Origin of the sequence: Capnocytophaga sp. oral taxon 324 str. F0483 (assembly GCF_000318315.2) — a bacterium.
GTDB classification, from domain to species: domain Bacteria; phylum Bacteroidota; class Bacteroidia; order Flavobacteriales; family Flavobacteriaceae; genus Capnocytophaga; species Capnocytophaga ochracea.
Genome location: NZ_KB291535.1, coordinates 63451 through 83691 on the forward strand (window position 1 = coordinate 63451; position 20241 = coordinate 83691).

The following is a 20241-nucleotide window of genomic DNA, read 5'->3' on the forward strand; positions in this document are numbered from 1 at the left end:
ATTTTCTAATTTTCAAATTTGCTAATTTTCTAATCTTTATTTGGCATTTCTGGTATTTAAGGTATTACAATTTCTTCACTCATTTTTTTCACAATTCGTAATCCGTAATTTGTAATTATTTTGTACCTTTGCACCGAGAAGAGATTTTTAACCATTTACAGAAATGAATACTATAACAAAAACAAACTTTAAATTCCCTAAACAAAAATCCGTTTACAGAGGGAAAGTGCGTGATGTGTATCAACTTAAAGATGATACCCTCATTATGATTGCTACCGACCGTATTTCGGCTTTCGATACCATTCTACCCAAAGGTATTCCTTACAAAGGTCAGATATTAAATCAAATGGCTGTAAGTTTCTTGCAACAAACCGAAGATATTGTACCTAACTGGCTTATTGCTTCTCCTGACCCTAATGTTTCTATTGGTCAAGTGTGTGAACCACTAAAAGTGGAAATGGTCATTCGCGGTTATCTTGCAGGGCACTCGGCTCGTCTCTACAAAAATGGCGTGCGCAAACTATCCGGCGTCCCCTTGCCAGAAGGCTTGCGAGAGTTCGATATGTTCCCACAACACCCCATTATTACTCCAGCTACCAAAGCCGAACAAGGCTTGCACGACGAAGATATTTCCCGTGAAGACCTCATTCGCAAAGGAATTGTAAGCGAGGAAGACTATCGATTGATGGAAAAATACACCTACGCACTCTTTGCTCGCGGTACTGAAATCGCCTCTAAACACGGACTCATTTTGGTAGATACTAAATACGAATTCGGTAAAACTCGCGATGGCGAAATAGTGCTCATCGACGAAATTCACACCCCCGATTCCTCTCGTTATTTCTATAAAGAAGGCTATGACGAACGACAAGAAAACGGTGAACCCCAAATACAACTCTCCAAAGAATTCGTACGCCAGTGGCTCATTTCGAAGGGCTTTCAAGGTGAAAAAGGGCAAAAAGTACCTACGATGACTGATAAGTATGTACAATCCGTTTCTGAGCGTTATATAGAGCTCTACGAGAATATTATGGGTGAAAAATTCCTCCCCGCCGATACTTCCGATATAGAGAACCGCATCTACGACAACATAATGCGATTTTTGCAGAATCAATAATCAATGAAAAAAGGTCGCTTTTGCGCCCTATACTTTGCCAAAGTTGAATAGCGCTCTTAATTGTTAATTGTCAATTGTCAATTGTTAATTGAACCACGATGTCTACATATCATTAGGAAGTAACTTAGGAAACCGTAAAGCCTACCTGCAACAAGCCATTGAAGGCATAGCGATGCGGGTGGGTACTATTGTCGATATAGCCCCTGTTTACGAAACACCCTCGTGGGGTTTTTCGGGGGAAGCTTTCCTGAACACCTGCTTGCTATGTCGTACCTTTCTCTCACCTGAGGAAGTATTAGTACAGCTCTTGCAAATAGAACAAGAACTCGGGCGAGAGCGTATGCCTCAGTCCAAAGGCTACCAATCACGCACTATCGACCTCGATATTCTTTTCTACGACGATAAAGTTATTAATACCGAAGTGCTCACTGTGCCTCATCCTCTTTTGCACCGCCGTAAGTTTGTGCTGAAACCTTTAGCAAATATCGACGACCTCAAAGTACACCCCGTACTCAAAAAAACGGTTGCCGAACTCCTCCGCACTACCGATGATACTTCACCTGTGCAACGCCTTACCGACCAGCTGTCGTTTCCTGCACAAAAATCACCTTTCTTGAATTATAAGTACATTGCTATTGAGGGGAATATAGGTTCTGGAAAGACCACTTTGGCAACTAAAATAGCCGAAGACTTCAATGCAAAGCTCATCTTAGAACAGTTTTCCGATAATCCTTTCCTGCCCAAATTCTACGAGAACCCCAAACAATACGGTTTTACGTTGGAGATGTCGTTCCTTACCGAACGCTACCAGCAGATGTGTGAACAGTTAGCACAAATGGACTTGTTCAAAGAGTTCGTCGTCTCCGATTATGATATCTTCAAATCACTTATCTTTTCTAAGGTAACTCTTACCGATGATGAATTTGTGTTGTACCGTAAGCTTTTTTACATTCTTTATAGCCAAATCATCAAACCCGATTTGTACGTATTCCTCTATCAAAATACCGACCGTCTTATTGAGAATATCAAGAAGCGCGGTAGAACATATGAGCAAAACATCTCCCCCGATTATCTGAAAAAGATACACTATGGCTATTTAGATTTCATACAGAAGAATACCGCTATGAATTCTCTTATCATTGATGTAACCGACCTCGATTTTGTAAAACACTACACTCATTACGAGTATATTATAGAAAAGATACGCGAGAATTAATTTTCAGTATACACTTTGCTAAAGTTTTAAATTTTGGCAAAGTTGAATAACTTTTATTTTGATAAATCCACTCTAAAAATATGGTTTTCTATACATTATAAGTATCCAAATGAAAAGAAACACAATATGGTTTATAGCAATTGGATAGTTTATAAAAGAGTAGACAAAATACTATTTCTCCTAATTAGCTAATTCACAAATTAGCTAATTTGTCAATTATTCGTATCTTTGCCCCCGATTTTTAAACTACAACAAAATGTCAGCAGTTAGAAAAGAATACAAACGAGTAACTACCAAATCGGTAGTAGAGATGAAAGCCAATGGCGAAAAGATTTCGATGCTTACCGCCTACGATTATACATTTGCTAAACTATTAGATAGTGCCGGTATCGATGTGCTATTGGTAGGTGACTCCGCTAGTAATGTAATGGCAGGTCACGAAACTACCCTCCCTATCACCTTAGACCAAATGATTTATCACGCCTCATCAGTAGTACGTGGGGTGAATCGCGCCCTTATAGTGGTAGATTTGCCTTTTGGTACTTACCAATCCGACCCTAAAAAGGCGTTGCGCTCAGCTATTAGAATAATGAAAGAAAGTGGGGCTCACGCAATTAAATTGGAGGGAGGTAAGGAGGAAGCCGAGAGCATCAAGCGCATTGTAAATGCGGGTATTCCAGTAATGGGGCACTTGGGGCTCACTCCTCAATCTATTCACCAGTTTGGTTCATTTGCTTTGCGTGCTAAAGAAGAAGCTGAAGCTCAAAAACTCAAAGAAGATGCTAAGTTATTAGAACAATTGGGTTGTTTTGCTATTGTATTAGAGAAAATACCTGCTACATTGGCTGAAGAAGTAGCCAAAAGTGTGCATATTCCCATTATAGGGATTGGGGCTGGTAGTGCAGTAGATGGGCAAGTATTGGTGATGCAGGATATGCTCGGTATGAGCAATGAATTCCAACCTCGTTTCCTGCGCAAATATGCCAATTTACAAGAAGTGATTACTAATGCCGTATCGCATTACATCGAAGACGTAAAAAGCGTCGATTTTCCTAACGAAAAAGAACAGTATTAATGTTCCGTCATCAAGGTAAAAAACGTACCGCCAAACACAATCTACAAATAGCCGTAGTGCTCTCATTCGTTGCAGGAATGGTGAACGTTACCGGCTTTTTGTTTGTGGGTAAACTTACCACCAATGTTACGGGACATTTTGCATATTTTATCTATGATGTGTCGGTAGCTGAGTTTTGGAAAGGGCTCATTTACTTTCTCTACATCTTTGCTTTCCTCATAGGTTCCTTCACTTCGGGCTTACTCATCGAGAATGCTAATTATCATCGTACCCAGAACAAGTATCTCAAGCCTACACTCTTGGAGTGTTTGGCTTTGTTATCGGTAGTAGGGTTACACGCTTTTTCTTCCAATGATATTCCCTCCGATGTTACTGCTTGTATCTTGCTCTTTGCAATGGGCTTGCAGAATGCTTTTGTGACTAAAATCTCTAACTCGGTAGTGCGTACTACCCACCTTACAGGTCTTTTCACCGATTTAGGTATCGAACTCGCCCAAAGAATTTACCTTAATCGTAATCACTACGAGCAGCAACACACGCATTTGCGAAACACCATTCGTCTGCGACTTTTTATCATTGCGTTCTTCTTTCTAGGGGGATTTAGTGCGGGGTATTTTTATATTGAACGAGGTTTTTCAATATATACTCTGCTCATTTCGGTAGCCATTCTTCTCTTAGGTCTTTTCTACGACGGAATGCGCTTTTTCTATTTCACTAATAAACGACATTATGAAACTTATCACAAACGCCGAAAACGTAGACGTGCTTTACGAAGACAATCACGTTATCGCCGTAAACAAGCGAGTAGGCGACATAGTTCAGGGAGACAAGACGGGGGACACTCCGCTTAGCGATATTGTCAAACAATACCTTAAACAAAAATATAATAAACCTGGGGAAGTATTCCTTGGGGTAGTACATCGCTTAGATCGTCCTACTACGGGAGTGGTGCTCTTTGCCAAAACCTCTAAAGCTCTCGCACGCCTCAATACGATGTTTGCTAATAAACAGGAAGTACAGAAAACCTATTGGGCGTTGGTAGATGCAAAACCTCCTGTCGAGGAAGATACACTTACCCATTGGTTGGTACGTAATGAAAAACAAAACAAGTCAGTAGCATATAATAAAGAAATACAGCAAAGCAAGAAAGCAGTATTGCATTATAAGTTATTGAAATCGTATGAACGTTATTACCTATTAGAAATCGACCTTATTACGGGGCGTCATCACCAGATAAGAGCGCAATTAGCTGCCATAGGATTGCACATCAAAGGAGACCTAAAGTACGGTGCCAAACGTTCCAATCCCGATGGTGGTATCTGTCTTCACGCTTATAGCCTGAGCTTTGTTCACCCTGTAAAGAAAGAGCCTACTAAGATTATTGCAGAAGCCCCTTTCTCTTTCTTGTAGTTAATTGCTAATTCGTATAGCTTTTAGAGTTATAGAATTTTTACAATTTCATTTATACTTTCTTCTTCAGTAAGATTATCCATAGGGATAATATAGTTAGCTTGCATATAAAAAGAGTTGCGTTCAAACAGATGTTTGCGAATGAAATCCTCTAAATCAGCATCATTAATTTCAGAGAGTAGAGGGCGATGCGGTTTTTCTTTAATAAGACGTTTGGCTAAGGTTTTAGGTGGGTATTTTAGATAAATAGATAAAGAAGTAGCTTCTTTTATTAAAGCCATATTATTGCCAAAGCACGGTGTTCCCCCTCCTAAGGATAATATAAAGTCTTCCTCTTTTTGTAATAACTCCTTTAAATAAAGAGTTTCTTTTTTTCGGAAATAAATCTCTCCTTTACTACGGAAAATCTCTTGTACTGATAGGTTTTCACCTTCAGCAATATAAGAATCAAGGTCAATAAAAGGAATGTTTTTAAGGTGAGCTATAGCTTCTCCAAGAGTAGTTTTACCGCTTCCCATATAGCCAAGTAAAATTATTTTCATATATAAGGTATTGTATAATAGATGTTTGAAATGTAATGCTAAAAATAAACTGCAAAAATAATACTTTTTTTCTTGTTACATAAGAAATTTGTTATATCTTTGCACCCGCAAAACAATAAAGACACCGAATTGTTATAATGACTCGGTAGCTCAGCTGGTAGAGCACGACACTCTTAATGTTGGGGTCCAGGGTTCGATCCCCTGCCGGGTCACAAGGGTTATACAATTTGTTTTTTTATTTTTAAGGGACTTGGTAGCTCAGTTGGTAGAGCACAACACTTTTAATGTTGGGGTCCTGGGTTCGAGCCCCAGCCAGGTCACAAGGGTTATACAATTTGTTTTTTTATTTTTAAGGGACTTGGTAGCTCAGTTGGTAGAGCACAACACTTTTAATGTTGGGGTCCTGGGTTCGAGCCCCAGCCAGGTCACAAATGCGTAAGCCTACGTGGAGAAATTGGTAGACTCGCCATCTTGAGGGGGTGGTGCTCGTTAGGGCGTGCTGGTTCGAATCCAGTCGTAGGCACAATAAAAAAGACTACTTTATTAATAAAGTAGTCTTTTTTATTGTCTATATTTATATTTTTTTAATTATAGTACTTTTAAAGCACTTTCTTTAGTCCACCCTATTTTTCCATTAGCTAAACGAATTTTTATCCAGTCATTATTCTTTTCTATAATTTCTACTTTAGTACCTTCGTGAAGCTGCACTACTTCATTGCTATAAGAATTGGCTTCAGAAAATACCCGTACCGTTTTATCAAATAAGATAGCGTACTTTTCACCATCTACTTGTCTTTTGTGAAAATCGGCGATGAAATAAGTGCCTACCGCTACTGCTACTGATACGAACATCAAGGTGAAAAAGAGCCGTTTGAGGGCAGTTTGTTCTAAAAAGTAGTAACAAAAGAAACTCAATACAAATACTATTACTCCTATTATAGAGAGCACTGCCCACGTTTGCAAGCTAAACAAACCTGTAATAGCATCGGAGAGCTGGCGTAACCAAGTTTTAGGTAGGGGTGTAATAGCATCTACTTTCATTTGGTTTGCCAATAGGAGTCCGTTTTTAGCCTGTTGGTTTTTGGGGTTTAGCTGGAGCGCTTTCTCATAATAATAGATACTTTCAGGCACGTGATTCAGTTTGTAATAAGTATTTGCTAAATTATAGTACAAAGCTGATGATTCTTTACCAGACTTTAAAATTGATTTGTATTGGTCAATTGCATTTTGGTACTCTCCTTGGTCGTAATATTGGGTTGCTTTCTCGAAAGAATTTTCGTTAGTTTGAGAGAAAACAGAGAAAGAGAGCAACAGCAAGAGTGATATGATGATGTTGTTTTTCATTTTATTACTTGTTTTTCACTTGTTTGTCGAGGGCAGAGATTACTTGTACTGCCTCGCTAAAATCTTTTTCCATAGAAGCATCGGTGTGATGCTGAGAGTAGCGTGCCATTTCGCAATTAGCGAGTAATGCCATAAACTGAGCTACGGTAGCTTCAGTAGCTTTTCGGCTGAGCAATAGTTCAGTGATTTTATCTTTGCTCATTTCAGCAGTTTCAATTTTTAATTTGGCTTTTAAGTAATTGTGCAAGGCGCGTTCTAACGCTTCGTAGAAAGTACCTTTATCACCTAATTTACGTTTAGCTTCTCCCAGATATTTCTTCGCTAATCTATTGGCTACTCTTACTTTATTACCTTCGATATCTCCGGCTCTTTGCATTTTGATATGCCACCAGATAAGTACAATAGGGATAAGAAGCAAAGGCAAGAACAGCCATAAATAGTAAGCTGTAGAACCAAAGAATACGGGTTGGTGCATTGGCTGAAGGTCGGCATTGGTTTGAAGACCTTCTGGTTTTAGAGGAATGTTATTACTATTAGCCGTGTCATTAGGTTGGTTTTCGGCTGTAGGACCTTCGGTTACATCTATCCAAATATCTTCGGTTTTTACGGTTTCATATTTCTGAGTATTAGGGTTGAAATACGAGAAAGAGAGTCCTGAAATAGGATATTTCCCTTTGTATTCAGGAACGATAGTATAGGTTTGTTCTAAGCGTCCTTTCATTCCGTTAAGAGAAGTGTTGATGTCTTCTTTTTGTTCGGGAGCATACACTTCTAACGATGATGGGAAAGTAGGCTTAGGTAAATCAAACAGTTTAAAATTACCATTACCTGATACTTCTATTTTTAGTTGAGTACTTTCATTAGCTTTGAGTGTTTGTTTAGTAGTATTTACGGAAAAAGAGAAGTTACCGACTGCTCCTGAGAAGTTTTCGGGTTTTCCTTCCTCAGGTAAGGGTTTTATGTTTAAAACGCGACTACCAGAGCTTACTTTGCGTGATATTTCTTCATAGAAAGGACGCCCAAAGAAGTCTCGTTGTCCTGTAGGGGCATTGATAATAGCTTCTACAGACAGAGGCTCGAGAGTGATAGCACCTGTTTTTTGAGGGTAAAGCACTATTCTTTTTACTACAATACAACGGTAGGAACGACCTTGATAAGAGCAATTTTCTACCTCATAATTTTGCAGACGTATATCTTGACTCCAGAAGTTAGGGTATTTTGGTACATCTAACAAACGCAGATTACTAAGAGATATTTCTCCTCCTACATAAAGTCGATATACCACACTTACAGCTTCGTTAAGGTATGGGTTGGGCTTTGAAACTTCGGCAAGAAGGAATAGGTTTTCACGTGCGATATCGTTAGTATTTCTGTCTATTGAGGGAGTTTTTACTGCCTCGGTGACGGTGATGGCTATGGGGTTTGTTTTATATGTTCTACCGTCAATTTCTATACTTGCTTGTCCTATGGTAAACTTACCTTTGGCAGTAGGTTGGAGAATGTAAATATAAGTTTTGGAGAAACTACTTACTCCATTAATCCACGATCTTGAAACCGATTGCGAAGGTCCCATTACTATGGTAAAACCGTGAAAGTTAGGCGGAGTAAAGTTATCGCCGTCTTTATTCATAGAGAACTCTATGCGCAAGCGTTCGTTAGCCCCTAATTGATTTTTACTCACTTCGGCTTTGAACTCTACTTGTTGTGCATAGAGACTTTGGATTAAGAAAGTTATAAAGAATATTATCTTGTATTTCATTTTAGTACTTGTTGTTAGTATGTAAACGCTTTTAAAACATCCCCCTACCCCCTTCAAAGGGGGAGGTAGCGATGTAGAAGCATTTCACTTATTAACCATTACCTAATTATTACCAATCTTTTTCAGTTTTAGCGCGTTGACCTTTTACTTTTTGGGCGTTAATTTTCTCTTGGGTTTTGCGCTCTTCGTTGTTCATTGCCTCCAAGATACGCTCCATTTGTTGTGGCGAAAGAGAAGAGGGACGTTGTTCACCTTGTCCTTGTCCGCTTTGGTTTTTATTCTGCTGGTTGTTTTGGTTAGGGTCTTTTTGGTCGTCGCCCTTATCTTTGTTTTTATCCTGTTTATCGCCTTGATCTTTTTTATTATCTTTATTGTCTTTGTTGTCCTGATTATTCTTGTTATCTTGGTTTTTATTCTGGTTATTTTGGTTCTGTTGATTATTTTGATTATTCTGATTTTGCTGGTTCTGTTGATTGTTTTGATTTTGTTGGTTCTGTTGATTGTTTTGATTTTGTTGGTTGTTTTTATCTTTATTGTTTTTGTTGTTTTGAGGTGGAGGTGGGTTTTGTTTAAGCATTTCTTTGGCTACTGCCAAATTGTAACGGGTTTCTTCATCTTTAGGATTATGACGCAGAGCTTCTTTATAAGAGAGTACCGCCTTTTCGTACTCTTTGTTCTTCATAAAGGCATTGCCTAAATTGTGGAAAGCCTTGTGTTTTTCTTCTTCGGTTATCTTATCGGAGGTTGAGGCGTTTTTAAGTCGGGAGAAAGCCTCGTCGTAACTCTTTTGTTGATAGTACATCGTACCGAGATTATACTGTGCAGTAGCGTTGTTTTTATCTTCGGCTATTGCTTTGCGATATTCTACTTCGGCTTGTACGGGTTTATCGCCTTTGAGAGCGGTATTGCCCTCGTACGTATATTTTTTAGAGTTAGCAATTGCTTTTTGTACCTCTTTTTCGGCTTTGGTTTGTGCAAAAGCAGAGAGGGATAGTAAGGATAATGTTATGTATAGAACGTTTTTCATAGTAGAAAATATCTCTTTGAAAACCTCCCCCTAGCCCCCTCCAAAGGGGGAACTAGCGATGGTCATCATACACGGATTTTTTATTCTTATTTATTATTTGTCTTTTTCTTTTTCGTTGAATAGATTCAATTTCTTTACCCATTGGGTTTTGCGTTCAAAGATAGCGAGGTCTAAGATGAGCAAGAGCAAAGCTCCGCCTAAAAACCACTGAAATTGGTCTTTGAAATCTACAAACTTTTGGGTATCGAACTGACTTTTTTCAGTACCGTCTAATATCTTGTTAATTTGGCTTACTACTTTTTGGGTATTATCGCCGTCGAGGTATTCACCTCCTGCATTGATGGCTATCTGTTGCAAGAGTTCGCGGTTGAGTTTGGTAATCACTACCTCGCCATTGCGGTCGCGCTTATACGTTTGTTCGCCTCCGTCTTTGATAGGGATAGGAGCGCCTTTTTCGGTGCCGATACCTATGGTGTAGATATGTACTCCTTTTTCTTGTGCTTCGGTAGCGATTTCGGTAGCACCCATTTCGTGGTCTTCGCCATCGGTGAGGATAAAGAGCAAGCGCGCAGTGGGAGTATTCTCATCGAAATAGTTGCTTGCCATACGTATTGCTTCCTGAATGGCAGTTCCCTGAGAGGAAAGCATATCGGTGTTCATACCTTGTAGAAACATCTTAGCGGCAGAATGGTCGGTAGTGAGAGCGAGCTGAGGATAAGCGCTAGCTGCATAAGCTACGATACCTACACGGTCGCCTTTTAGCTGACTAATGGTTTCGAAAGCGATGCGTTTTGCCTTTTCCAAACGATTGGGGGCTACGTCTTCGGCAAGCATACTTTTAGAGACATCAATAGCAAAGACGATATCTACCCCTTCGCGTTTTACGGTTTCAATTTTTGTACCTATCTTGGGGTTAGCGAGGGCGATGCTCAGTAGCACAAGCACTACTGCCAAGACACTCCATTTCACCCAGAGTTTGAATCGCGAACGGTCAGGAGCTAAACGCCTAAGGGCAGGGGAGGAGGCAAATTGTCTTTGCAACCGACGTTTGCGAAGCATTGAAAGGGCAAAGATGATAAATAGCGGGATGAGTACCGCTATGAGCCAAAGATATATTTTTTCGTCGATATGAATCATAATTAGTTAAAAGATAAGAGTTAAGAGTTAAAAGTCGCAAAGGCTTTTATTATTAACTTTTAATTCATAGCTGTTAATCAAATACTGCGCCAAAACGATGCAAAGATACAAAATAATTTATAAAATTAGAAAATGAGAGAATTAGGAAATTAGAAAATGAGGTGGTGTAAGGCCTTAGGGCATAGGCCATAGGCATTAGGGGAAAAGCGACAGTCATTATTGTTGTATAAACATCTCCCTACACATACTCCGCTTTCGCGATGCACGTACCTAAGCTACGCCAGCTGGCTGGCTATCTTCAAAGGGGGAATGATGTGTGCTATAAAAAGTAACACATCGGAGCTTTCGGAAGGAAACGGAATAGTTCGGAAGTGGGTCGAGAGAGATTTTGGTGAAAAAAGGCTGTAAGGAGGGTGGGGGTAGCTTATAGAGAGCTTATAGGAAGGCTTATACGAATCTTGGACGATTGGTATAGAAAGGGTATATAAATGGTTGATTAATAATATGATATAACAACGATAAAAATGTTAAAAACGGGGTTTCGAGGCGAAAGAAAGAGAAAAGGCAATAGGCCTTAGGCCATAGGCAATAGGGGGGAGTATGACGGGAAAGGGAAGGAATGACGATGAACGAATGACCAATGACGGAGGGAATGTGGTGAAAACTTCTCGCTGGCTATCCTCAAAGGGGGAGACGCGATGCAAAAGCGACAATTGAGACTTTGATGAATCTTAGGGGATTGTTATATAAAGGCTGTTGGAGCGTTTAATAATCAGTGAATTATATTTTAAGGTTTTAGATTTTAATTATTTAGTTTGTCAATTCGAAAAATAGTTGTACCTTTGCGCCCTGAAAAAATTACGTAATAAAATTAGCATTGCAATGAAAAAAGAAATTCACCCAGAATCTTACCGTTTGGTGGCTTTCAAAGATATGTCGAACGACGATATCTTCATCACAAAGTCTACCGTAGAAACAAAAGAGACTATTGAAGTAGAAGGGGTTGAGTATCCATTAGTAAAATTAGAGATTTCTCGCACTTCGCACCCTTACTACACTGGTAAATCTAAACTTATCGACACAGCCGGACGTATTGATAAGTTTAAAAACAAATACGCTAAGTTCCAAAAATAACATAGCAACTTTTAAAAACCTCCTCACGGAGGTTTTTTTTCTTATGAAAATACTTTCGGTCTCTCTTCATAATATCGCTTCTATAGAAGGCCCCTTTACGCTTAATTTGGAAGCTGAGCCCCTTAAATCGGTGGGGTTATTTGCTATTACAGGAGCGACAGGGGCAGGCAAATCTACCATTTTAGATGCTATTTGCCTTGCGCTTTACAACGATACCCCTCGCTTGGCAACTACAAAAAACTCGGTTGCTATTGCTGACGGCTCGGCTGAGGTGCAGGTGAATAATGTGAAGAACCTCTTGCGCAAAGGGGCGATTTCGGGCTATGCCAAAGTGGTATTTCAGGCGGTAGACGGCAAGACTTATGAAGCGGAATGGCAGGTACGCAGAGCCTATAACAAACTTTCGGGGGCAATTCAGCCTGAAACTTTGCAACTTACTTGCCTGACTGATAGCCAACTGATTGCTGAGAACCGCAAGACATTGGTGCTCGAAAAGATAAAGGAATGTGTAGGCTTGACTTTTGACGAGTTTACCAAATCGGTGATTTTGGCACAAGGAGACTTTACGTCGTTCTTAAAAGCGAATGATGATAAGCGGTCGGATATTTTAGAAAAACTCACAGGTACGGAGATTTACACACGCATTTCTAAGCAAGTGTACGAACTCAACAAGCAACATAAAAACGAACTCCAACTCTTAGAAAAACAGCTCGAAAACATCGTTTTTTTAACGGAAGAAGAGCGCAGTGCTTTGACCGAGCAACTTACAGCCGATGAAGAGAGGTTGAAAACCTTACAAGCCTCGCTCGCTACTTTAAAAGAACAACAACAGTGGTTTGACAATCAGAAGTTGTACACTCAGCAATGGAAAGAGGCTATTGCCAATAAAGAAAAAGCCGAACAAGAGAAAACCTCGCAAGCGGAACGTTTTGGAGAGCTTGCTATCATAGAGCAATTACAAGCCATAAAAGGAGATATTCTCACCGAGCAAAGGGAAAAAGAACTATTAGCAACCGCTCAGCAACATTTGAAGGAAGCTACTACCGAAAAAGAACGGCTCACAGCTGATAAAGCTAAGGTATCCGAGCAAAAATTGCTAACCGAAAACGATTTGGCTACTGCCAAAAAGGCTTATGAAACTGCCAAACCTGCTATTGCCAAAGCAAAGGAATTGGACGTACGACTTGCAGAACTAACGCAGATTTTTGAGCAAAAGCAGCAGCAACAAGAGGCAAAAAAGAGTGCTTTGCAAGCTAAAAAAGAGTCGCTTGAAAAAGTAACTGAACATATACAGAAAGGGGAGAGGTACATTCAGCAAGAAGAGCAGTGGCTCAACACTCACCCTGATGAAGCGCAGTTGTACCGCAATGCGTTGTGGCTCAAACAGCTTGTGGAAGAACAGCAACAACTCAATGAAAAACTAACCGCCCATAGCCAAGCAGAAGCACGCCTTACACAACAACTCAATGAGCTGAAAGCACAATACCCTATACAGGCACTCCCTTCAACTGATATAGAGACGCTTGCTAAACAGCAGAAGGCTTATCTCACCGCCTTGCAAGTGTATCAGGCGGATAGAGAGATTGCCAAACATATCAAGCAATACACTGACGCAAAGGTTCAGGGAGAAGCGCTCTTACAAGAGATGCAAAACGCCCAAAGCCAAATATTGGAAACATTGCAACGTTTAAAAGCTGAGAAGATAGCCACCCAAATAGCTTGTGATACAGCGGAACGCATTTACCAAAGGGCACAAATAGAAAATACCAAAGATGTAGCGTTTTTGAGAGAACATTTAGTGGAAGGAGAAGCCTGCCCCGTATGTGGTTCGGTACACCACCCCAATGCTCATAAGGCAGTAGCTGAACACCTGATAGATACAGTGCAACAAGAATTTCTAACGGCTAAAAAACAATTAGAAACGCTTACCAAAGAGGTTATCACCAAAGAAACGGAGCTCAAAGAACTGCAAAAGCGTATAGAGAGTCAGACAGCAGAAAATGCAGAGCGTACGGATTTATGGCAACAAGAGAGCGAACGCTTGTCGCAATCAGTGTATTATACGACCTATCCTTCTGTGAAAATAGAAGAATATATCACGGATAAGATAGCAAAAACAGAACATCTTTTAGCGGAAAACGAGCGTCTTTTTGAAGTCCTCAACCGACTCAAATCGCTTACTGATGAGCTGAATACCCTTGCGAAAGACGCTGAAAATTACGAGCAACAACGGCAAAAATACAATCAACAATTACAGAGCTTACAACTTTCGGACGCTTGGCTTACCCTTTGGGAAACCGATATTGTGCAATTTCAAACCCAAATTACCACTGCTAAAACCGACTGGGAAGCGCATTCAGCTTGTATCGAGAAATACAAAAAGCGCCTTGCTGAACTCACCCAAGAGCGCACTGAGCTCGCCTCCTCACAACAAGTACTCCGTCAAGAGCTCACCGAATTGACAACGACAATCGATAAAGAGCAAGCACAATTGCAAACGCTGAAAGAAGAACGTGCGGGATTGTTAGAAGGAAAATCGGTTCAAGTAATAGAAGAGAGTTACCAACAGCAGTTAGAGCAATTAACAACTCTTTTAGAGCAAACGCAACAGCAATATAACGCTATTTTATTGGAGATGACGGCTAACGAAAAAACCTTAGAGACCTTAGCGACGCAACAACAGCAATCGCAAACTCATATAGCCGAAGCAACTCACAAAATAGAAGAATGGCTTACAGCCTACAAGCCTGCTCAAATAGAGCATATAAGGAGCAAAATGCAAGAGTGGGCGAATCGTTCTCACGAATGGCTACAATCAGAGCGCCAAGCCCTTCAATCCTTAAATGACCGCATTGCACAATACAATACCATTGCGAATGAAAAACAGCAAGCGCTTGAAACACTAAAAGAAAAAAGACCACTCAACTTTACAGAAGAAGATATCGTTCAGCAGTTGGCAGAACAGACAGCAGAAGAAGATACCTTGCGCGATACGGTAGTCACTCAAAAGAGTCGGCTTTTAAATGATGAGCAACAGCGAGCAATAGCAGTTGAGTTGCACACAGCCAAAGAAGAAAAGGAAAAACTCGCTCATCGCTGGAGCTTGCTCAACGACCTGATAGGAAGTAGTACAGGTAATGCATTTCGCAAATACGCACAGGAGTACACTTTGGATATGCTCTTGCAATATGCTAATGTGCAGATGCGCTACCTCAATAGGCGCTACACCCTGCAACGCATTCCCAACTCTCTTAGTCTGCAAGTGATAGACAACGATATGGGAGCAGAAGTGCGCTCGGTATACTCACTTTCAGGAGGAGAATCGTTTTTGGTATCCTTGGCTTTAGCTTTGGCACTCTCGTCTCTTTCATCTACCAAAATGAACGTAGAAACCCTCTTTATAGACGAAGGTTTTGGTTCTTTAGACTCTGAGACACTTTCAGTAGCCTTAGATGCCTTAGAGAGTTTGCAAAATCAAGGGAAGAAAGTGGGAGTTATCTCTCACGTGCAGGAGATGGTAGAGCGTATTGCTGTGAAAGTAGTGGTACAGAAGGAAGGTAATGGAAAGAGTAAGATAGTGGTTAGTAATTGATTATGAATAGAATATATACTATAGGACATTCCACACATACATTGGAAGAATTTATAGAGATGTTACAATCGTTTGAGATACAACATTTAGTTGATATCAGAGGGTTACCAGGCTCTAACAAATATCCGCAATTTAATAAAGAAAACTTAGAGGTAGTATTACCCGAAATTGGAATAGCCTATACCCATCTCACGTTGTTAGGTGGTAGACGTAAAGTACATAAAGACTCTAAGAATACTCGTTGGCATAACGAGTCTTTCCGAGCTTATGTTGATTATATGGAGACTTATGATTTTGAGAAAGGTATTGCTCAACTCATTGCTATAGCTGAAAAAGAAACTACTGCTTATATGTGTGCAGAGGCTGTTTGGTGGCGTTGTCATAGGTCGATGGTATCAGATTATTTGAAAGCCAAGGGTTGGCAAGTAAATCATATTATGGCAATAGGTAAGGAAGAACCTCATAGATACACCACTCCTGCTCGTATTATAGGAGACAGAGTAGTGTATTACGATGATGGAGAAATTTTAAATCTCTAACACAATAAATCAGATGTAGGAAAAGATTAGAGAAAATCTTTATTAAAAGAACTGTGAAAAAGTATGTAAACATTAAAATAATACGATGAAAGTAAAAGACATAACTAAAGTTCTTGAAACTCTTGCACCACTTGATTATGCTGAGAGTTTTGACAATGTAGGCTTATTGGTAGGTGACGCCAATGCCGAAGTAACAGGAGTGCTCATCACCTTAGATACATTAGAAGCTGTGGTAGAAGAAGCTATTGAAAAGAATTGTAATCTCATTGTTAGTTTCCACCCGATTATCTTTAATGGGCTTAAATCGCTTACAGGGAAGACCTATGTGGAACGAGTAGTGATGAAAGCGATTCGACATCAGATAGCTATTTACAGTATGCATACGGCTTTGGACAATCAGCTGTTAGGAGTGAATGCTTCTATTGCTGACCGTTTAGGATTGCACAATCGCTCCATACTTATTCCACAGCCTAATGTTATTAGAAAACTTATTACCTATATTCCAAAAGCTAATGCTGAAAAGCTACGTAAAGCACTCTTCGAAGCAGGAGCGGGGAATATAGGCAACTATGCGGAATGTAGTTTCAATCTTGAAGGGAAAGGCACTTATAAGGGCAATGAATCTTCGCACCCAACTATTGGTGAACCCAATGTATTTCACATAGAAGATGAAACACAAATAGGAGTTGTTTTTCCCAAGCACTTACAATCTCAAATCCTAAAAGCACTTCGCCAAAATCACCCTTATGAAGAGGTGGCTTATGAGATATATATACTCGAAAACGAGCATCAACATATAGGAATGGGTATGATAGGGGAATTTGAAACTCCGATGAGTGAGGCAGATTTTCTTGTTTATTTAAAAGAAAAAATGGAGGTAAGCTGTATTAGGTATTCAGCATTTAGGGGGAAAGAAGTGAAAAAAGTAGCTGTATTGGGAGGAAGTGGTGCTTTTGCAATAGAAGATGCTAAGCGAGCAGGAGCAGATGTTTTTGTGAGTGCAGACTTTAAATACCACGATTTTTTCAAGGCTGAGGGGAAAATATTATTAGCAGATATAGGTCATTTTGAAAGTGAACAATACATAAAATTTATTTTATTTGAGTATCTTTCAAAAAAAATTCCTACTTTTGCCCTCTCAATATCAAATGTAGATACAAATCCTATCAAATATTATTCATAGATATGGCACAAAAAGTGGATATAACCGTAGAAGAAAAATTAAGAGCATTGTATGATTTACAGCTCATCGATTCTAAGATTGATGAGTTACAAAACACTCGTGGAGAGCTTCCGTTAGAAGTTTCAGACCTTGAAGATGAGGTAGAGGGTTTAAAAAAGCGTCACGTAAAGTTTAAAGAAGAGTTAGACGAATTGCAGGCAGGAATTGCTGAGAAGAAGGCAAAAATTGAAGAGGCAAAAACCCTTATTAAAAAATATACTACCCAGCAAAAGAATGTACGTAACAATCGTGAATATACCTCTCTTTCTAAAGAGATAGAATTTCAAGAGTTAGAAGTACAGTTGGCAGAAAAACGCATTAAAGAAGGTAAAGCGCAAGTAGACCAAAAGAAAGAGGCTATTAAGCAAGTAGATGAGCGCAAAGCCCAACGTGATGCGCACCTCAAGCACAAAAAAGCTGAACTTGATTCTGTTTTGGCAGAAACTGAGAAAGAGGAAGAATTTTTAAGAGAAAAAGCAGAAGAGTATGCGGCTAAAATTGAAGAGCGTTTGCTAAAAGCTTATCAACGCATTCGCAGTAGTGTGATGAACCGTTTAGCAATAGTGCCAATTCAGCGTGGAGCCTCTGGAGGTTCTTTCTTTGCTATTCCGCCACAAGTACAAGTAGAAATTGCCTCTCGTAGAAAGATTATTACTGATGAGCACAGTGGACGAATCTTGGTAGATGCAGCTTTAGCTGAAGAAGAAAAAGAAAAGATGGAAACTTTGTTTAAAAGTTTTAAAGCATAGAAGGTATAGATAGTTAAGAAATTAATATGATAGAAAGAGTTCAGTAATTTGCTGGACTCTTTTGTTTTAGATATGATTTATATGTGATTTTGTTAATAATACACTTATCAAGCAAAAAAGAACCTCCAAAAAGGAAAACTTTTTGGAGGTAATGCTTTAGTAAGCAGTGTGTTTTAAGCGTTTGCTTTTTAAAAAAGTATATAAGTTAAACCAAATGTAGTGTGAGAACCGAAGAAGTTATTGAACTCATTAATGTTTACATTAAATTCGTTGTTAGCATCTCCATTTTTTGGTTTTTTTGTAGTAAAAGAAACTACATCAGATAAACCAAAGTTAATAGCAAGTTTAGGGGTAACAAAATAATTAATGCCTAATCCTGCGCCAATACCAAACTCAGTGTATTTTGCTTTATCGGAACCACTTGTTGTTTGTGTGCTACCGAAGTCTAATCCAACACCACCTTGTCCATATACTTTGAAGCGTTGTCCTAATTCAAGGAAATAGTAACGACCGAAAACATCAAAACCAAATACATTTGTCTTACTTGTTTGGCTTCCTCCTTCTTTTATTTTCTCAGTACCAATATTTAATCCACCTCCCAAAGCAAATTTATCAGTTAAGAAAAACCCTGCTTGTGGAGTAAATTCAAATGTATTGGTTTTCTTTTCAGAAGAACCTGAATTGTCAGTTGTAGAACCAATTTTTAAGTTACCTTCTGCAAATAGGTTTCCTTTTTTAAAACCGAACTCACTGTCTTGTGCTGATAGAGCATCAAAAGCAAAAACTGCTAATAATGATAAAATGATTTTTTTCATTGTGTAATTTTTTTGATTATTAATAGGGCAAAGGTAGTTTATTCTATTATAACTACCAAAAAATTTAACATATTTTTTTGCTTAATAAGCTTTAGCAAAAAGCACTCGTTTTTTCGAAGGCTTACCCGAGTAGATGCAATACCCAGACTCTTCCTTGATATCCAATGGTATACAACGTATCGTTGCTTTGGTCTCTTCTTTGATACGCTCTTCAGTTTCGGGAGTACCATCCCAGTGTGCTGAGAGGAAACCTCCTTTAGTTTCTAACAATTCCTTGAACTCGTCATAGCTATTTACCTCGGTAATATGGGTATTGCGGTACTCCAAAGCTTTGTTGTACATATTGGATTGAATATTCTCTAAAAGCTGCTGAATATGAGCTACAATTTGGTCACCAGCTACTGTCTCTTTGGTAAGGGTATCGCGACGGGCTACTTCGAAGGTATTGTGCTCTATGTCGCGTTGTCCTACAGCTAAGCGCACGGGAACGCCTTTGAGTTCGTACTCGTGGAACTTGAAGCCTGGCGATTGGGTATCGCGATCGTCGAATTTTACGCTGATATTGTGTTTTTTGAGTTCTTCAATTAAAGGCTGAATATGGGAGCGCACTTTTTCTAATTGTTCTGCTCCTTTGTAGATAGGCACAATCACCACTTGTATAGGAGCCAATTTAGGAGGAAGTACTAATCCGTTGTCATCGCTGTGGGTCATAATCAAAGCACCCATTAAGCGGGTTGAGACCCCCCAAGAGCTCGCCCATACATATTCTTGTTTACCTTCTTTACTCACATATTTCACGTCAAAGGCTTTGGCGAAGTTCTGTCCCAAGAAGTGTGATGTTCCTGCTTGTAGAGCTTTTCCGTCTTGCATAAGGGCTTCTATACAGTAGGTATCGTCAGCCCCTGCAAAGCGTTCGCTTTCACTTTTTACACCCTTTATTACAGGCACAGCCATAAAGTTCTCTACGAAGTTGGCGTATACGTTCATCATCTTTTGAGCTTCTTCTATGGCTTCGGCTTTAGTGGCGTGAGCGGTGTGTCCTTCTTGCCACAAGAATTCGGCAGTGCGAAGAAATAGACGGGTGCGCATCTCCCAGCGCACTACATTCGCCCATTGGTTGATGAGTATAGGCAAATCACGGTAAGACTGTATCCAGTTTTTGTAGGTGTTCCAAATAATCGCCTCTGAGGTAGGACGAACTATCAGTTCTTCTTCGAGTTTTGCTTCGGGGTCTACCATTAGTTTACCCTTTTCATTAGGGTCGGCTTTAAGACGATAGTGGGTTACTACGGCACATTCTTTAGCAAAACCCTCAGCATTCTTTTCCTCTGCTTCAAAATAACTTTTGGGAACAAATAAAGGAAAATAAGCATTGGTGTGACCAGTTTCTTTAAACATACGGTCGAGCTCTGCTTGCATTTTTTCCCAAATAGCATAGCCGTAAGGTTTGATTACCATACAGCCACGCACACCTGAACTTTCGGCTAAATCAGCTTTTACAACCAATTCGTTATACCATTTAGAATAGTCTTCACTGCGTGATGTTAAATTCTTGCTCATATA

17 protein-coding genes and 4 tRNA genes are annotated in these 20241 nt (G+C 39.6%); 14 read left to right on the plus strand and 7 right to left on the minus strand.

The annotated features are described in order from the left end of the window. The first annotated feature begins 163 nt into the window (after positions 1–163). From HMPREF9072_RS10620 to HMPREF9072_RS11800, 5 genes are all read left to right on the plus strand, one after another. Positions 164–1117, plus strand: coding sequence for a phosphoribosylaminoimidazolesuccinocarboxamide synthase (locus tag HMPREF9072_RS10620; RefSeq protein ID WP_009411722.1), 954 nt, complete (start codon positions 164–166; stop codon positions 1115–1117). An 88-nt stretch (positions 1118–1205) separates the two neighbouring features. Further along, the gene (gene folK / locus HMPREF9072_RS10625; RefSeq protein WP_002671149.1) at positions 1206–2333 is read left to right on the plus strand and encodes a 2-amino-4-hydroxy-6-hydroxymethyldihydropteridine diphosphokinase; all 1128 of its coding nucleotides are present in this window, start codon (positions 1206–1208) and stop codon (positions 2331–2333) included. 256 nt (positions 2334–2589) lie between these two features. Beyond that, entirely contained in the window at positions 2590–3408 is an 819-nt protein-coding gene (gene panB, locus HMPREF9072_RS10630) for a 3-methyl-2-oxobutanoate hydroxymethyltransferase (RefSeq protein ID WP_009411723.1), read from the plus strand. Further along, a complete protein-coding gene (locus HMPREF9072_RS10635) occupies positions 3408–4259 on the plus strand; it encodes a YoaK family protein (RefSeq protein ID WP_009411724.1) in 852 nt (283 codons plus the stop codon). Before panB ends, HMPREF9072_RS10635 begins: the two co-directional genes overlap by 1 nt. After that, positions 4171–4818, plus strand: a complete 648-nt coding sequence (locus HMPREF9072_RS11800) for an RluA family pseudouridine synthase (RefSeq protein ID WP_051032655.1) — start codon at positions 4171–4173, stop codon at positions 4816–4818. Before HMPREF9072_RS10635 ends, HMPREF9072_RS11800 begins: the two co-directional genes overlap by 89 nt. Before the next feature lie 29 nt (positions 4819–4847). On the opposite strand, the gene HMPREF9072_RS10640 is transcribed toward HMPREF9072_RS11800, so the two are convergent. Beyond that, complete coding sequence (locus HMPREF9072_RS10640) at positions 4848–5360, minus strand: shikimate kinase (protein WP_009411726.1); 513 nt, start codon at positions 5358–5360, stop codon at positions 4848–4850. A 139-nt stretch (positions 5361–5499) separates the two neighbouring features. Here HMPREF9072_RS10640 and HMPREF9072_RS10645 point away from each other — a divergent pair. The 4 genes from HMPREF9072_RS10645 (at position 5500) to HMPREF9072_RS10660 (ending at position 5883) form a co-directional block, all read left to right on the plus strand. Then, positions 5500–5572, plus strand: a tRNA-Lys gene (locus HMPREF9072_RS10645). Between the two features lie 35 nt (positions 5573–5607). Then, positions 5608–5680 (plus strand) — tRNA-Lys (locus HMPREF9072_RS10650). A 35-nt stretch (positions 5681–5715) separates the two neighbouring features. Beyond that, a tRNA-Lys gene (locus HMPREF9072_RS10655) sits at positions 5716–5788 on the plus strand. Positions 5789–5799: 11 nt separating this feature from the next. After that, positions 5800–5883, plus strand: a tRNA-Leu gene (locus tag HMPREF9072_RS10660). 65 nt (positions 5884–5948) lie between these two features. On the opposite strand, the gene HMPREF9072_RS10665 is transcribed toward HMPREF9072_RS10660, so the two are convergent. The 4 genes from HMPREF9072_RS10665 to HMPREF9072_RS10680 form a co-directional block, all read right to left on the minus strand. Next, positions 5949–6704: a tetratricopeptide repeat protein gene (locus HMPREF9072_RS10665; protein WP_009411727.1), complete on the minus strand. Its 756-nt coding sequence runs from the start codon at positions 6702–6704 to the stop codon at positions 5949–5951. 4 nt (positions 6705–6708) lie between these two features. Further along, entirely contained in the window at positions 6709–8463 is a 1755-nt protein-coding gene (locus HMPREF9072_RS10670; protein WP_009411728.1) for a BatD family protein, read from the minus strand. 109 nt (positions 8464–8572) lie between these two features. Further along, positions 8573–9490 carry a tetratricopeptide repeat protein gene (locus HMPREF9072_RS10675; protein WP_009411729.1) on the minus strand — a complete coding sequence of 306 codons (918 nt, stop codon included), beginning with the start codon at positions 9488–9490 and terminating at the stop codon, positions 8573–8575. A gap of 93 nt (positions 9491–9583) precedes the next feature. Then, positions 9584–10627: a VWA domain-containing protein gene (locus HMPREF9072_RS10680; RefSeq protein ID WP_009411730.1), complete on the minus strand. Its 1044-nt coding sequence runs from the start codon at positions 10625–10627 to the stop codon at positions 9584–9586. An 882-nt stretch (positions 10628–11509) separates the two neighbouring features. Between HMPREF9072_RS10680 and HMPREF9072_RS10685 the strand changes: the two genes are divergently transcribed. From HMPREF9072_RS10685 to HMPREF9072_RS10705, 5 genes are all read left to right on the plus strand, one after another. Continuing rightward, on the plus strand, positions 11510–11761 hold the full coding sequence (locus tag HMPREF9072_RS10685; protein WP_002671135.1) for a type B 50S ribosomal protein L31: 252 nt from the start codon (positions 11510–11512) through the stop codon (positions 11759–11761). 43 nt (positions 11762–11804) lie between these two features. Then, a complete protein-coding gene (locus HMPREF9072_RS10690; protein ID WP_009411732.1) occupies positions 11805–15353 on the plus strand; it encodes an AAA family ATPase in 3549 nt (1182 codons plus the stop codon). 2 nt (positions 15354–15355) lie between these two features. Continuing rightward, the gene (locus tag HMPREF9072_RS10695; RefSeq protein WP_009411733.1) at positions 15356–15892 is read left to right on the plus strand and encodes a DUF488 family protein; all 537 of its coding nucleotides are present in this window, start codon (positions 15356–15358) and stop codon (positions 15890–15892) included. 85 nt (positions 15893–15977) lie between these two features. Next, a complete protein-coding gene (locus HMPREF9072_RS10700; protein ID WP_009411734.1) occupies positions 15978–17075 on the plus strand; it encodes a Nif3-like dinuclear metal center hexameric protein in 1098 nt (365 codons plus the stop codon). Between the two features lie 2 nt (positions 17076–17077). After that, on the plus strand, positions 17078–17863 hold the full coding sequence (locus HMPREF9072_RS10705; RefSeq protein ID WP_009411735.1) for a zinc ribbon domain-containing protein: 786 nt from the start codon (positions 17078–17080) through the stop codon (positions 17861–17863). Positions 17864–18051: 188 nt separating this feature from the next. On the opposite strand, the gene HMPREF9072_RS10710 is transcribed toward HMPREF9072_RS10705, so the two are convergent. Then, the gene (locus tag HMPREF9072_RS10710) at positions 18052–18678 is read right to left on the minus strand and encodes an outer membrane beta-barrel protein (protein WP_009411736.1); all 627 of its coding nucleotides are present in this window, start codon (positions 18676–18678) and stop codon (positions 18052–18054) included. 81 nt (positions 18679–18759) lie between these two features. After that, complete coding sequence (proS, locus tag HMPREF9072_RS10715; protein WP_009411737.1) at positions 18760–20238, minus strand: proline--tRNA ligase; 1479 nt, start codon at positions 20236–20238, stop codon at positions 18760–18762. Positions 20239–20241 lie beyond the last annotated feature (3 nt).